General features: G+C 71.7%; 11 protein-coding genes. 9 read left to right on the plus strand and 2 right to left on the minus strand.

Features of this window, described 5'->3' with window-relative positions; translation table 11 throughout:
- Position 1: 1 nt before the first annotated feature.
- The 5 genes from I0C86_RS12450 to I0C86_RS12470 all read left to right on the plus strand — a co-directional run bounded on the left by I0C86_RS12450 (position 2) and on the right by I0C86_RS12470 (position 5,606).
- Positions 2-1,216 carry an ABC transporter permease gene (locus I0C86_RS12450; protein WP_407676302.1) on the plus strand — a complete coding sequence of 405 codons (1,215 nt, stop codon included), beginning with the start codon at positions 2-4 and terminating at the stop codon, positions 1,214-1,216.
- 5 nt (positions 1,217-1,221) lie between these two features.
- On the plus strand, positions 1,222-2,502 hold the full coding sequence (locus I0C86_RS12455) for an ABC transporter permease (protein WP_196201385.1): 1,281 nt from the start codon (positions 1,222-1,224) through the stop codon (positions 2,500-2,502).
- 31 nt (positions 2,503-2,533) lie between these two features.
- Complete coding sequence (locus tag I0C86_RS12460) at positions 2,534-3,238, plus strand: cytidine deaminase (protein ID WP_196201399.1); 705 nt, start codon at positions 2,534-2,536, stop codon at positions 3,236-3,238.
- A 208-nt stretch (positions 3,239-3,446) separates the two neighbouring features.
- Positions 3,447-4,727 carry a thymidine phosphorylase gene (locus tag I0C86_RS12465; RefSeq protein WP_196201386.1) on the plus strand — a complete coding sequence of 427 codons (1,281 nt, stop codon included), beginning with the start codon at positions 3,447-3,449 and terminating at the stop codon, positions 4,725-4,727.
- A gap of 198 nt (positions 4,728-4,925) precedes the next feature.
- Complete coding sequence (locus I0C86_RS12470; protein WP_196201387.1) at positions 4,926-5,606, plus strand: DUF4272 domain-containing protein; 681 nt, start codon at positions 4,926-4,928, stop codon at positions 5,604-5,606.
- A 3-nt stretch (positions 5,607-5,609) separates the two neighbouring features.
- Here the strand turns inward: I0C86_RS12470 and I0C86_RS12475 are convergent, their stop codons facing one another.
- Complete coding sequence (locus I0C86_RS12475) at positions 5,610-6,491, minus strand: putative RNA methyltransferase (protein WP_196201388.1); 882 nt, start codon at positions 6,489-6,491, stop codon at positions 5,610-5,612.
- Positions 6,492-6,635: 144 nt separating this feature from the next.
- Complete coding sequence (locus I0C86_RS12480; protein ID WP_196201389.1) at positions 6,636-8,774, minus strand: MMPL family transporter; 2,139 nt, start codon at positions 8,772-8,774, stop codon at positions 6,636-6,638.
- A gap of 203 nt (positions 8,775-8,977) precedes the next feature.
- On the opposite strand from I0C86_RS12480, the gene I0C86_RS12485 reads away from it, so the two are divergent.
- The 4 genes from I0C86_RS12485 to I0C86_RS12500 all read left to right on the plus strand — a co-directional run.
- Positions 8,978-10,231: a sensor histidine kinase gene (locus I0C86_RS12485; RefSeq protein WP_196201390.1), complete on the plus strand. Its 1,254-nt coding sequence runs from the start codon at positions 8,978-8,980 to the stop codon at positions 10,229-10,231.
- Positions 10,228-10,920: a response regulator gene (locus I0C86_RS12490; RefSeq protein ID WP_196201391.1), complete on the plus strand. Its 693-nt coding sequence runs from the start codon at positions 10,228-10,230 to the stop codon at positions 10,918-10,920. The genes I0C86_RS12485 and I0C86_RS12490 overlap by 4 nt, the downstream gene beginning before the upstream one ends.
- Before the next feature lie 67 nt (positions 10,921-10,987).
- Positions 10,988-12,064: an adenosine deaminase gene (locus I0C86_RS12495; protein ID WP_196201392.1), complete on the plus strand. Its 1,077-nt coding sequence runs from the start codon at positions 10,988-10,990 to the stop codon at positions 12,062-12,064.
- A gap of 535 nt (positions 12,065-12,599) precedes the next feature.
- Positions 12,600-14,641: sensor histidine kinase (locus tag I0C86_RS12500; protein ID WP_196201393.1), on the plus strand; the 2,042-nt coding region annotated here is incomplete at its 3' end.

A 14,641-nucleotide genomic window follows, 5' to 3' on the forward strand; every position in this document is an offset into this window, starting at 1 on the left:
GCTGCTGCTCCGGCTCTTCGTCCGCAACCTGTGGTCGGCCAACACCGTCACCGTCACGGTGCTCGCCATCGTGCTGGCGAGCCTGATCGGCGCGGTGCTGATCATCGTCTCCGACCCCGACGTCCTCGCCACCTACGGCTACATCACCGCCAAGCCGACCGACGCGCTCAACTCCAGCTGGGCGGTGGTCAGCGACGCGTACGCGAACCTGTTCAAGGGCGCGGTCGTCGACCCGGCCGCGGTGAGCGGGTGGATCAACGGAACCAACGGGTGGCAGCCGGTCTTCGCACCGATCTCGGAGACGCTTACCTACACCACCCCACTGGTCTTCACCGGCCTGGCGGTCTCGCTGGCCTTCCGGGGCGGCCTGTTCAACATCGGTGCGCAGGGTCAGGCGACCCTCGGGGTGATCCTGGCCGCGCTGGCCGGCTTCCTGCTCCCGCTGCCGCCGGTACTGCACCTGATCGTGGCGGTCCTCGCCGGAGCGATCGGCGGGGCGGTCTGGGGCTTCGTGCCAGGCATCCTGAAGGCCCGGACCGGCGCACACGAGGTGATCACCACGATCATGCTCAACTACGTCGCGATCTCCTTCCTGGCCTGGATCATCGTGCAGGGCGGCGTACACGACCCCGCGCGCACCGACTCGATCAGCCGGCCGGTCGACTCCTCGGCCCAGCTTCCCCGGCTGCTCGGCAGCGACCTGCGGGTGCACCTCGGCATCCTGCTCGCGGTGCTGGTCACCTGGGGCGTCGCCTGGCTGCTCAACCGCTCCACCTTCGGCTTCGAGCTGCGAGCCGTCGGAGCCAACCCGGACGCCGCCCGGACCGCCGGGATCAGTGTCGGCCGGACGTACGCCCTGGTCATGGTGATCTCGGGCGCGTTGTCCGGCCTCGGCGGAGCGAACATGGTGCTCGGCACCACGGCCACCGCGCTCACCCCGCTGGTGGTCGCCCAGATCGGGTTCGACGGCATCCTGGTGGCACTGCTCGGCCGGGTGAAACCGTGGGGAGTCGCGCTCGCCGCCCTGCTCTTCGGCGCGCTACAGGCCGGTGGCAACCGGATGCAGTCGTACGCCAGCATCTCGCTGGAGTTGGTCACGGTGTTGCAGGCGCTGATCGTCATCTTCATCGCCGCACCGGCACTGGTGAAGGCGATCTTCGGGCTCCGGGCCGCCCGGGCCGCCCGGCTGGGGACGAGCATGGCGAAGGGCTGGTAGACCAGATGTCCACCATGGCTGTCGAGGACGTCGCGGTCGTCGTACGACAGGGTTTCTGGACCCGGGACCGCCGGGTCGGTGTCGGCGCGGTGCTGCTCGGGCTGCTCGCGGCGGCGTTCTTCGGGGCGCTCGCCACCGGTGCGGACGCGCGGTTCACGCTCAGCGAGGACGCCGGCGGCGCGGCGTTGGCCATCAACGGCACCTTCGGCGCGACCCTGTTCGGGCTCGTCGCGGCGGCCGCCGGAGCGGTCCTGCTGACCGGCCGGCCCGCCCGCCGCTGGTTCGTCCCACTGCTCGGGGTGGCGGTGGTCGGGATCGTGCTCTCCTTCCTCTGCTGGCAGGTCTCGGCGGCGCCGGACGGGCAGAACTTCATGCCGCTGGTCAACATCCTCCGAGGCACCTTCATCCTCGCCCTGCCGCTGATCTTCGGCGCCCTCGCCGGGGTGCTCTGCGAGCGGTCCGGCGTGGTGAACGTGGCGATCGAGGGACAACTGCTGATGGGCGCCTTCTTCGGCGCCCTGATCGGCACGCTCACCGCCAGCGCCTGGATCGGGCTGGTCGCGGCGGCCTTCGGCGGCGCGCTGATCTCGCTGCTGCTCGCGGTCTTCACCATCCGCTACCTGGTCGACCAGGTCGTGATGGGAATCGTGCTCAACCTGCTCGCGCTCGGGCTGACCGGGTTCCTCTACGAGCGGCTGATGCAGACCGACGCGGCGAAGTACAACCAGCCGCCCCGGTTCGAGGCGTGGCCGATCCCGGTGCTCTCCGACATCCCGGTGCTCGGCCCGGCGCTGTTCCGGGGCAACATCTTCCTGTACCTGGCGCTGATCCTGGTGCTGGTCATCCACGTCGCGCTGTTCCGTACCCGCTGGGGACTGCGGACCCGGGCCGTGGGCGAGCACCCGACCGCCGCCGACACCCTCGGCGTCAAGGTTCTCGCGCTGCGCTACCGGAACGTGCTGCTCGGCGGGATGGTGGCCGGGATCGGCGGCGCGTCCTACACGCTGGCGCTCTACACCTTCAGCAAGAACATGATCGGTGGGAAGGGCTTCATCGCGCTGGCGGCGCTGATCTTCGGGCGGTGGAGTCCCACCGGTGCGCTGCTGGCCGCGCTCTTCTTCGGCTTCGCCGACCAGCTCGGCACCTATCTCAGCGCGATCAACAGCAGCATCCCGAGCGAGTTCCTGGCGATGCTGCCGTACCTCGCCACGCTGCTGGCCGTGGCCGGCCTGGTCGGCAAGGTGCGGGCGCCGGCCGCCGACGGCAAGCCCTACATCAAGGGCTGACCAGCGGCGGGGCAGGATGGGGGGCGTGACGATGGAGATTGACTGGGATGGGCTGCGGGCCGCCGCGATCGAGGCGATGCGGCACGCGTACGCGCCGTACTCGAATTTTCCGGTGGGAGCGGCGGCACTCGTCGACGACGGCCGGGTGGTGGTCGGCTGCAACGTGGAGAACGCCTCGTACGGCGTGACGCTCTGCGCGGAGTGTGGACTGGTCTCCGCGCTGCACGCCTCCGGTGGCGGCAAACTGGTCGCGATGTCGTGCGTCGGTGCGACCGGCGAGCCGTTGATGCCGTGCGGGCGGTGCCGGCAACTGCTCTGGGAGCACGGCGGGCCGGAGTGCCTGATCGAGGCGGACCCGGTTCCGCTGCGGATGGCCGAGCTGCTGCCGCACGCGTTCGGACCGGCCGACCTGGAGGCGATCGCCGGTACGACGAAGCTGCCGGCGGTGCCCGAGGAACTGGCCGTCTGGCGGGGGCGCGGGACCGTGTTCCTGCACCCTGACGTGTCCGGCGGGCAGCAGGTGTGGACCGGGTACTGGGAGAAGTCCGCCGGGGACTCCGACGGCGCCCCGACCGGCGTACTGGAGGAGGCGCCGACGTGGGCCGATCCGGCGGATGCGGTGACCTGGGGACAGGCCCGTACGCCCCGGGTGGTGGTGGTCGACGCGGCCGGATCGATCTTCTGGGCCGGTGAGGGTGAGCCGCCGTTGGAAGTTCCGCTTCGGTGGGGTGGCTGAGGGCTGGGTTTCTCCCGCGTCCGTCGTGGGCGTGGCTCGCTGTGGGTTTGGGCTGCGTGGTGGGGGGCCGGGGCCTGCCGTGCCCGGCTCCGGGCGGTCAGGCTTGATCCCTGCGCCGGGCACGGCAGGCCCCGGCTTCGGTGGTGCCGGTCGTTGGTCGGTGCGCGGTGTGTGGTGTGGGTACAACTGTGAGGAAGAGGAAGCTTCTGTGAGTGGGTTCGCGGCGATCGACGTGATCCGGACCAAGCGGGACGGCGGGGTGCTCTCCGACGAGCAGATCGACTGGGTGGTCGACGCGTACACCCGGGGGCGGGTCGCCGACGAGCAGATGTCGGCACTGGCGATGGCGATCCTGCTGCGCGGGATGAACCCGGCGGAGATCGCCCGGTGGACGGCCGCGATGATCGCCAGCGGCGACCGGCTGGACCTGTCCGGGGTACGCCGGCCGACCGTCGACAAGCACTCCACGGGTGGCGTCGGTGACAAGATCACGCTTCCGTTGACTCCGTTGGTGGCGGCGTGTGGTGCCGCCGTACCGCAGCTCTCCGGCCGGGGCCTGGGGCACACCGGGGGCACCCTGGACAAGCTGGAGTCGATCCCGGGGTGGCGGGCCGCGCTCTCGGGCGACGAGTTCATCGCGCAGTTGGGCGAGGTCGGTGCGGTGATCTGTGCGGCGGGTGAACGGCTGGCGCCGGCCGATCGGAAGCTGTACGCGCTGCGGGACGTCACCGGCACGGTGGAGGCGATCCCGCTGATCGCCAGCTCGATCATGAGCAAGAAGATCGCCGAGGGAACCGGGGCCCTGGTGCTCGACGTGAAGGTCGGCTCGGGCGCGTTCATGAAGTCGGAGGCGGACGCCCGGGAACTGGCCCGGACCATGGTCGAGTTGGGCGGTGCGCACGGGGTACGGACGGTGGCCCTGCTCACCGACATGTCCACGCCGCTCGGCCGGACCGTGGGCAATGCGGTCGAGGTCGCCGAGTCGGTCGAGGTGCTGGCTGGCGGCGGACCCGCCGACGTGGTGGAGCTGACCCTCGCGTTGGCCCGGGAGATGCTCACCGCGGCCGGGTTGCCGGACGCCGATCCCGAGCGGGCGCTCCGGGACGGCCGGGCCATGGACGTCTGGCGGGCCATGGTCAGTGCCCAGGGCGGTGACCCGGACGCCCCGGCGCCGGTCGCCCCGGAGGTGGAGGTCGTTCGGGCCGACCGGGACGGCTTCGTGGCCGGCATCGACGCGTACGCCATCGGGGTGGCGGCGTGGCGGCTCGGCGCGGGTCGGGCCCGCAAGGAGGACCCGGTCAGCGCGCCGGCCGGGGTGGTGCTGCACCGGAAGCCGGGAGATCAGGTCCGGGCCGGCGACCCGCTCTACGAACTGCGTGCCGAGGACCCGGAGCGGATTCCGGCGGCCCGGTCGAGCGCGGCTGGTGCGGTGTCGATCTCGACCGAACCTCCGTCGGTGCCGGCGCTGGTCATCGACCGGATCGGGTAGCCGGTCCGGCCGGCGGCGGCCGAGCCGATCGAGTTGGTCGGCGGCCGGACCGGACGTCATGGTGTGCGGGCTCTTAACCGGCTATTGTGCGTCGCCGGGGGGAAACCACGGGTGCTGGGTCGAGTCGACCGGGCATCACCCGTGCTCGTGGGCGCCTGGTGCGTCCGAGGCGACCGAGACGCGACGGGAAACAAGGCTGTGACCGTATCCGCTCCCGATCCCCAGGCGGTCCGCGCCCTCAATCTGGACGAGCTGGCCCGGTTGGGGCTGCCGGTGCCCCCGGCCCAGTTTCCGCTGGTCTGGGAGCCGGGTGACAGTGTCGAGCTGCGCCCGACCGCCGAGATCGAGGCCCGTGCCGCCGTACTGCACCTGGTGCTGGCGCGGTGTTTCGGGATGCCGCCCCAGGCGGGGATGAGCTGGCTGCTCGGCTCACACCTGGTCGAGATGGTCACCCCGCCGGAGTGGCAGTTCGTGATGGGGAGCGGGGGCGACCACCGGTCGTTCGTACTGCACCACGACGCGGTGTTCGCGTTGGCCTGGGTGCTCGGGCTGAGCCGGCACCTCGATCCGTCGTCACCGAGCGACGACCGGCTGATGGAACAGTTGCCCAATCTGCCGGCGGGAGAGAGCTTCACCGCCTGGCGCTCGCGTACCCTCGCGGCGCCCCGGGACGCGGCGGAGGTCGCCGCCGTGCTCGACTTCTACTACTGCCTCGACTGGGGTTACCTGGAGGCCGAGCGCGAGGGGTTGCGGCTGCCGGGGCTGATCGACAGCAACGCGATCGGTCAGCGGCGCTGGGCCCTGGAGTGGGCGGTGGTCTTCCGGGGGCCGTTCCACGACGAGCCCGCCGGATGGGAGGAGATCGACCTGTCCACCTGAGCCCTACCGGGGGTGGTGGACGGCCACCCGTACCGCGGCGGTCACCGGGACCGGCTCGGGAAGTGCGTCGATCCGCTCGTCCAGTCGGGCGGGGTCGGTGTGCCAGGCGCTGGGTCCCATGCCGACCAGGGTGCGGACCTCGTTCCGGGTGAGTCGCAGTGTCCGGCGGTGCACGCCGGCCTGCCCCGTGCCGAAGTGCTCGGCCAGGCTGCCGGCGACCCGGGCCTCCTTCGCCGGGTCCACCCGGAGCAGGTCGAGCCGTTCGACGAGTTCGCCGAGGTGGTCGGCGTCCGGGGTGACCACCAGGAGCGCGCCGTCCGGCCGCAGTACCCGGCGGAACTCTGCACCGTTGCGTGGCGCGAAGACGTTGAGCAGCAGGCCGGCGGCCCCGTCGACCAGCGGCAGCCCCTGCCAGGTGTCGCAGAGCGCCGCGCCGGCCCGGGGGTGGGCCCGGGCAGCCCGGCGCAGCGCCGGTTTCGACACGTCCAGGGCCAGGCCGGTGGCTCCGGGCAGGGCGTCGAGCACCGCGCCGAGGTGCCGGCCGGTGCCGGCTCCGGCGTCCACCACCAGTTCCGGGTACGTCGCCGCCCGGTCCCCGGCCAACGCCGTGGCCATCCGGGCGAGCGCGGTCGAGATGAGGTCGTAGTGGCCGGCGCCGAGGAACTCGTCCCGGGCGGCCACCATCGCCGGGGTGTCCCCGGAGTGCGCGACCCGGCCCGTCGTCAGGTTGACGTAGCCCTGCCGGGCCAGGTCGAAGTTGTGGCCGACCGGGCACCGTAGTGCGGATGTCGCTGTCCTGTCCGGGTCCGGCTGCCCGGTCGGTACCTCGGCCAGCGGGCGGGTACAGACCGGGCAGCGGAGACGACGCAGGATGTCGGCGAGCACCTGGCCACGATAGTGGCCGGTAGTGGGCGCCCGATGCGGCTCAGCCGCGTTCGAGCGGTGCCTGGGTCAGCCGTGTTCGAGCGGTTCGCGGGTCAGCCGTGTTCGAGTGGTTCGCGGGTCAGCCGTGTTCGAGTGGTTCGCGGGTCAGCCGCGTTCGAGCGGTGCGCGGGGCAGCCAGCGGTCGAGCCAGGCCGGCAGCCACCACGCCCGGGACCCGAGCACCGCCATCGCCGCCGGCAGGATGAGGCAGCGGATGACGAGCGCGTCGAGCAGGATCGCCACCGCGAGCCCGAGGCCGAACTGCTGGAGCATCCGGTCCGGACTGAGCAGGAAGGCGCCGAAGACCACGATCATGATCGCCGCCGCTGCCGTCACCACCCGGCCGGTGCTGGCCAGCCCCTCCCGGACGGCCAGCCCGGCGTCCCGGTCGCGTTCCCACTCCTCGTGCATCCGGGCCAGCAGGAACACCTCGTAGTCCATCGAGAGTCCGAACACGATCGCGAAGATCATCACCGGCACGTACGACTCGATCGGGCCGGGTTGGACGCCCAACGCGCCGTGCTGGAAGACCGCCGTGACCACGCCCACCGACGCCGCGACGCTGAGCAGGTTGAGGATCGCGGCCTTGACCGGGATGAGCAGCGACCGGAACACCACCATCAGGAGCAGTGCGGAGAGTCCGACCACGATCGTGACGAACAGTGGCAGCCGGCCGGCGACGGCGTCGGCGAAGTCGTCGGCCGCCGCGGTGGAGCCACCGACCAGGAACGTCGCGCCGGTGTCCCGGGCCACCGGGGGCAGCACCTCCTGCCGGAGCCGGGTGACCAGCTCGGCGGTCTCGGCCGCCTGCGGTTTGCTGTCCGGGAAGACGATCATCGTCGACAGGTCCGCCGAGACCGGGACGGGTGGCACGGCGGTGGCCACTCCCGGGGTCCCGGCCAGGGTCCGGTGCGCGGCCTCGGCCGCCGGCTGGCCGCCCTCCACGACCACCACCAGCGGACCGTTGAACCCCGGCCCGAAGCCCTCGGCAAGCAGGTCGTACGCCTGCCGTGCGGTGCTCGATTCGGCGTCGTTGCCGGCGTCGGCGAAGCCCAGCCGCAGGTCGAGCGCGGGTGCGGCGAGGGCGAGCAGGGCAGCGACCGGGATCAGCAGGGCCGGCCAGCGGCGCCGCTGCACCAGCGTCGCCCAGCGGCGCCAGGCGGTCCCCTCGGCGGCCCGGTCCGGCCGTTCGGCCCGGCGTCGTACGGCCCGTTCGACGCGGTGACCGAGCATGCCGAGCAGGGCGGGCAGCAGGGTCAGCGAGGCGAGCATGGTGGCCAGCACGGTGAGCGCGATCGCGACGGCGACGCCCTGTAGCGAGCCGAGGCCGAGAGTGACCAGCCCGAGCAGCGCGATGATCACGGTGCAGCCGGCGAACAGGACGGTCCGGCCGGCGGTGTCCATCGCCCGGCGGGTCGCCGCCTCGGGCTCGGCGCCGGCGATCAGCTCGGCCCGGAACCGGGAGAAGACCAGCAGCGCGTAGTCGATGCCGACACCCAGTCCGACCAGGATCATCAACGGCACGGTGAAATCGGCCACGGTCGCGACGTGCGAGGCGATGGTGATCAGCCCGATCGCGGCGCCGACGGCGAACAGCGCGATCACCAGCGGCAGGCTCGCGGCGAGCAGCGACCGGAACAGCAGCACCAGGATGATCAGGGCGGCGAGCATCCCGACCCCCTCCGCCGGCCCGCCCTGCTCCTCCTGGACCTCGCGGACCGGATCGCCGCCCACCTCGACCCGCAGGTCGCCCTGCCCGGCCGCCAGGGCGGTGTCGACGAGCTTCCGGACGGCCTCCGCCGGAACCTCCTCGGTGGTCCCGTCCAGGGTCACCGTGGCGTAGCCGATGGTCCCGTCGCGGGAGATCGTGCCCTGGTCGTCGTACGGGCTGCGGACGTCCGCCACGTGCGGCAGGGCGCCGATCCGGTCCAGCAGCCCGTCCACCCGGGTCCGGGTCGGCGCCGCGGCCAGCCCGGCGGGGTCGGCGAGCACGACCTGCACGGTCTCGCCGGACCGGGCCGGGGCCCGTTCCCGGAGCGTGTCCAGGGTCTGCTGCGACTCCGTACCCGGCAGCGAGAAGTCGTTCCGGTACGCGTCGCCGACGCCCTGCGCCGCGACCGTGACGGCCCCGAGCACCACGACCCAGAGCACCAGAGCCCAGCGCCGGTGCCGGTACGACCAGCGGGCGAGCCGTTCGAACGCGCTCGGTCGGGTCGTGGTGCGGGGTGGGTGTAACTCCACCATGGCTGTCCGTCCTCCAAAGCTGTGCCGGGGTCGTGACGGGCTCCGCCTGGCGGGACCCACGACCGTGTCCGGCCGAGGCTAGGAAGGCCGGACGCTTCGCCGGAACATCCGGCGGGGCGATCCGGGCGTACCCCCGGAGGGGTAGCCGGACTGCTCCCGGAGGGTGATCCGGCCGCGCCGCCGGACCGGATACCGTCCGAGGTGTGCGGCGGCGGGATGTGGCGATCGACGTGGGCGTGGCCGGACTGGTGTTCTGGCTCACGCTCGCGATCCTGGCCGACGGCGGGCTCGGTGCCGCGACACCGGACGAGCGCCGGCTGGACCTGTTCGGCGTGCTCCTGGCCGCCGTGGCCACCCTGCCGCTCGTGGCCCGCCGCCGGTGGCCGCTGACCGTCTACCTGGTCACCGCGGCGGCGAGTCTGGTGCTGCTGGCGTTCGGCTACACGCTCGACCTGGCGATCGGTACGGGGGTCGCCGCGTACTCCGTGGCGGTGGCCCACGGCGGGGACCGCCGGCCGGTACGGCGCTGGGTCGCGCTGCTCGCGGTGGCGGCGTTCGTGCCCTCGATGACCGTGCTGTACAAGGCGGTCGGGGTCGAGTTGCACGAGATCGGCACCGAGATGGTCACCACCGCAGCGATCTTCCTGTCGCTGTGGCTGGTCGGGGACCGGATCCGGCTGCGTCAGGAGCGGATCGGCGCGCTGGAGGAGCAGGCCCGGCGGGCCGAACGCGACAGGCTGCGCGAGCGGACCCTGGCCGCCGTGCAGGAACGGACCCGGATCGCCCGGGACCTGCACGACTCCGCCGGCCACGCGATCAACGTGATCCTGGTCCAGGCCGGTGCCGCCCGGCTGCTGCACGAACGGGACCCGGAGCGGTCCCGGCAGGCGATCGGCACCGTCGAGGAGGTGGCCCGAGGGCTGATCGGCGAGATCGACCGGCTGGTCCGGGCCCTGCGCGACGACGGGACCGCCGAGTTGGGGGTACCCGCCGATCCGGCGGCGCTCGACGAACTGCTCGCCCGGCACGAGGTGAGCGGGCTGCGGATCGTCAGCACCGAACGGGGCGTACGCCGGGCGTTGCCGCCGAGTGTCGCCTGGTCGGCGTACCGGATCCTGCAGGAGGCGTTGACCAACGCCGCCCGGCACGGTCGGGGGAGTGCCGAGGTCGGGCTGCTCTTCGGTACCGAGGCCATGGAGGTCACCGTGGTGAATCCGGTCGCCCGGAACGACGGGGACGGCACGCCCGCCGTCGGTGGACACGGCATCGTCGGAATGCGGGAGCGGGCCACCCTGCTCGGCGGCAGCCTGGACACCGCCGCCGACCGGGAGACGTTCCGGCTGCACGCCCGGCTTCCGTACCATTCGCCGACGCTGGCGGAAGATCCACTGCCGCAGCGGGCCGACGCGGCGGTGACCGGCCGCCCCTCGCCGGCCGGGCCGGAGCCGGCGCCGTGACGGCACCGCTGCGGGTGCTGATCGTCGACGACGACGACCTGATGCGGGCCGGACTGCGGGCCGTCCTCTCCAGCGACGAGACGATCCAGGTGGTGGACGAGGCCGCCGACGGCGCCCAGGCCGTGACGCGGGTCCGGGAGGCCAGGCCGGACGTGGTGCTGATGGACGTCCGGATGCCGCGCCTGGACGGTATCGCCGCGACCAGGGAGATCACCGCCACCGCGTCGCAGGCCCGGATCCTGATCCTCACCACCTTCGAGGACGAGGACTACATCTTCGGCGCGCTCCACGCGGGCGCGTCGGGCTTCCTGCTCAAACGCACCCGCCCCGAGCAGCTGATCGCCGCCATCCACGCGGTGGCCGAGGGCGACTCGCTGCTCTCGCCCTCGGTGACCCGTACGGTGATCGAGCGGATGGCGCGTTCCCCACAGCCCGATCCGGCCGGTGGCCGGCGACTGCGCTCGCTCACCCCGCGCGAGCGGGAGGTGCTGGAACTCGTCGCCCGGGGGCTGGCCAACGCCGAGATAGCGGCGACACTGGTGGTCGAGGAGTCGACCGTGAAGACCCACCTGAAGCGGATCATGGCGAAGCTGGAACTGCGGGACCGGGTGCAGGCCGTGATCCTCGCGTACGAGACGGGTCTGGTCCGGCCGGGGGAGGCGCCGGTACGGGGCGTGCCGAGGCCCTGACGTGGCGCCGGACTCGTCGCGGCCGGGTCACCGGGATGAGTGGGAGTCGGGCCACTAATGTCGGTTCATGGCGGCAATCGGCTACGAAGACATCGTTCGGGTTCCAAAGGCGCTGCTCCACGACCACCTCGACGGCGGGCTGCGCCCGGCGACGGTCGTCGAGCTGGCCGACGCGGTGGGGCATCCGTTACCGACCACCGATCCCACCGAACTCGGTCGCTGGTTCGTGGCCGCGGCCGACTCCGGATCGCTGGAACGTTACCTGGAGACGTTCACGCACACCGTCGCCGTGATGCAGACGGTCGAGGGGCTGCGCCGGGTCGCCGCCGAGTGCGCGCTCGACCTGGCCGAGGACGGCGTGGTGTACGCCGAGGTCCGGTTCGCGCCGGAGCAGCACCTGGAGCGGGGTCTGCGCCTCGACGAGGTGGTCGAGGCGGTGCTGGCCGGCTTCGCCGAGGGGACGGCCGAGGCCGCCTCGGCCGGCCGGTCGATCCGGATCGGTACGCTGCTCACCGCGATGCGGCACGCCGCCCGCTCGCAGGAGATCGCCGAACTCGCGGTGCGGCACCGGGACACCGGGGTGGTGGGCTTCGACATCGCGGGGGCGGAGGCGGGATTCCCGCCCACCCGGCACCTGGACGCGTTCGAGTACCTGCAACGGGAGAACTTCCACTTCACCATCCACGCCGGGGAGGCGTTCGGCCTGCCCTCGATCTGGCAGGCGATTCAGTGGTGCGGGGCGGACCGGCTCGGGCACGGCGTACGGATCGTCGACGACATCACTCCCGGGGCCCGCCCGGTGCTCGGCCGGCTCGCCGCGTACGTCCGGGACAAGCGCATCCCACTCGAACTCTGTCCGTCGTCGAACGTGCAGACCGGTGCCGCTCCCTCGATCGTGGAGCATCCCATCGGACTGCTGCGTGACCTGCGCTTCCGGGTGACCGTCAACACCGACAACCGGCTGATGAGCGGGACCTCCATGTCCCGGGAGATGGCACTGCTGGTCGAGGCGTTCGGCTACGGCTACGCCGAGTTGCAGTGGTTCACCGTCAACGCGATGAAGAGTGCCTTCATCCCGTTCGACGAACGGCTGGCCATCATCAACGAGGTGATCAAACCGGCGTACGCCAAGGTGCTGTCCTGACTTCCCGGACTCCCGCGGGAATCTCTTCGGTCGGGAAAACTGCCGGGCCGGTTGGTCCGGATGTCCGGCCGGCCATTCGGCGGTCAGCACGGATCGCGTAATCCGGCACTTCGACCTTGCCGTACCGGACCGGTCGGGCAATGGTCTTCTCCGCCGTGGGAGTGCCAGGCTCGCGGAGGACACCGGAGCCAATCGCGTCCGCCTCGCGCGGGGGCGTAGGGTTTCATCGTTCCGGTAACGTTCGATACGTCGCGGCGGGGGATCCCCGGTTCGGGGCCGAGCACCGACTTTCCGAATTCGGACGGTTGGTGCGTAGGAAGAGTGTGGACAGGATGCGTGACTACTCTGGGTAACTCCAGAAAGACGGACCGCTGTCAAGTCGCGGGAAACCTCCCGCTGCGCTTACGGTCGGCGACAACCTGGGCTTTCTTCTTGAGTTGCGGCGTGATGGAATCTCGGAGGTCCGACCCGCCCGGGTCGGTCGATCAGCGGTGCCCTGAGCCATCGGTGGGGCGCTGGATGGGAAGGCGGTGACGTGAGCAAGCGGCCGAAGACAGCAAGCCCGTTCCTGTCGCGTCTCCGTTGGCCGGCCGGTCGGCTGCGCGACATGCCGATCTGGTCGAAGCTCGGTCTGATCATGATCGCGCCGACCATCGCGGTCGTCGTGGTCGGCACGACCGGCATCGCCGACCACATGGAAACGCTGGATGACGCCAACCGGGCACACACCCTGGCCACCCTCTCCCAGGCGTCCGGGCAGCTGGTGTACGACCTCCAGGACGAGCGCGCCAACGCGGTGCTGCTGCTCGGCACGGACAGCGCCGCGCGGCGCAAGGAATATCTGGAGCTCTACAACAAGGTGCACGGGCGGGTGGACGGCGCCAAGGGGCCGTACTCCGAGCGTCGCGCCCAGCTCGACGAGCTTCCGGCCAACTTCGACGCCCTGCTCGGCCGGATCGACCAGAGCCTCGCCGACCTGCCGGGTCTCCGCAGCCAGGTCATCAACCTCAAACTTCAGCTCACGACCGTCGTCCAGCAGTACGAGGGCCTGATCAACGAGCTGCTGGACATCCGTGACCTCGCCTCGCAGCTGGCCGGCGACACCTCGCTGAGCGACCGGATGCGGGCCGGCGCGTTGACCGCGCGCGGCAAGGAGTTCCTGTCGATGCGCCGCGTCGTGGTGCACCGCGCCCTGAGCGACAACCTGCTGACCCCGGCGCTGCGGACCGACTACATCGCGACCGAGACCGGCCAACAGCAGGCGTTGCAGAGCTTCCAGGCGGTCGCCAGCCGGGCCGAGTTCGAGTTCTACAACCAGACCGTCTCCGGCGCGGACCAGCGCGAGGTCGACAGCTACAGCGGCTACATCCGGAGCAAGACCGACGAGAGCATGAAGGACGCGCCCTTCAACGCCGAGGACTGGGACGCGGCGATGGTCGGCAACGCCGGCCTCATCCGCGCGGTCGAGGTCAAGCTCGACCGCGACGTGCTCGCCCAGGCCAGCAAGCTGCGCAGCGACGTGCAGCGGCAGGTGTTCCTGGAGACCGGCCTGCTGCTCAGCATGCTGCTGGTGGCCATCCTCTTCGCCTACCTGGTCGCCCGCTCGATGGCCCGCTCGCTGCGGGAGCTGCGGCACGGCGCGCTCTCCATCGCGCAGCACGGCCTGCCGCACGCCGTGTCCCGGCTGCGTGACCCGCAGTTCACCGCGCAGATGTCGCCCGTGCAGGTCGCCAACCAGATCGCCGAGCCGTTGCCGGTCCGGAGCAAGGACGAGTTCGGGCAGGTCACCGAGGCGTTCAACGCGGTCCACCTCGAAGCGGTCCGGACCGCCGCGGAACAGGCCGCACTGCGGGCGTCGGTCGCGACGATGTTCGTCAACCTCGCCCGTCGTTCGCAGATCCTGGTCGACCGGCTGATCGGTCACCTGGACCGGCTGGAGCGTGGCGAGGAGGACCCGGACCGGCTCGCCGAGCTGTTCCAGCTCGACCACCTGGCCACCCGGATGCGGCGGAACGACGAGAACCTGCTGGTGCTCGCCGGTGCCGACTCGACCCGTGTGCAGCGCGAGCCGGCGGCACTGATCGACGTGCTGCGGGCCGCCCAGTCCGAGGTCGAGCACTACACCCGGATCGACTTCGGCATGGTCGACCGGGACATCGAGGTCCAGGCCCAGGCCGTCAACGACCTGGTGCACCTGGTGGCGGAGCTGTTCGACAACGCGACCGCCTTCTCCCCGCCGGACTCCCAGGTGATGGTGGAGGCCCGCCGGGTCGGCGACCGCGCGACGCTGTACGTCGAGGACCGGGGCATCGGCATCACCGCCGAGCAGTTGCAGGACCTCAACGAGCGCCTCGCCACGCCTCCCGCGGTCGACGTGACCGTGTCCCGGATGATGGGTCTGGTCGTGGTCGCCCGGCTGGCGTCCCGGCACGGGGTCCAGGTCGAACTGCGGCCCGGGACCGACCGGGGCACCGTCGCCGACGTCACGCTGCCCACCTCGGTACTGATCCCACGTGCGCTGTCCGGCCGGACGCAGCACCCGGGAGGCCTGCCGCCCCTGCCGCAGCAGCACACCCC

It is taken from the genome of Plantactinospora alkalitolerans, from assembly GCF_015690345.1.
Taxonomy (GTDB): domain Bacteria; phylum Actinomycetota; class Actinomycetes; order Mycobacteriales; family Micromonosporaceae; genus Plantactinospora; species Plantactinospora alkalitolerans.

What these genes read in the sequence shown, in the direction of transcription:
- I0C86_RS12460 (WP_196201399.1), top strand. Translation starts at nt 2,534, where the DNA reads ATGGAGATTGACTGGGATGGGCTGCGGGCCGCCGCGATCGAGGCGATG.
- I0C86_RS12495 (WP_196201392.1), top strand. Translation starts at nt 10,988, where the DNA reads ATGGCGGCAATCGGCTACGAAGACATCGTTCGGGTTCCAAAGGCGCTG.
- I0C86_RS12480 (WP_196201389.1), bottom strand. Translation starts at nt 8,774, where the DNA reads ATGGTGGAGTTACACCCACCCCGCACCACGACCCGACCGAGCGCGTTC.
- I0C86_RS12455 (WP_196201385.1), top strand. Translation starts at nt 1,222, where the DNA reads ATGTCCACCATGGCTGTCGAGGACGTCGCGGTCGTCGTACGACAGGGT.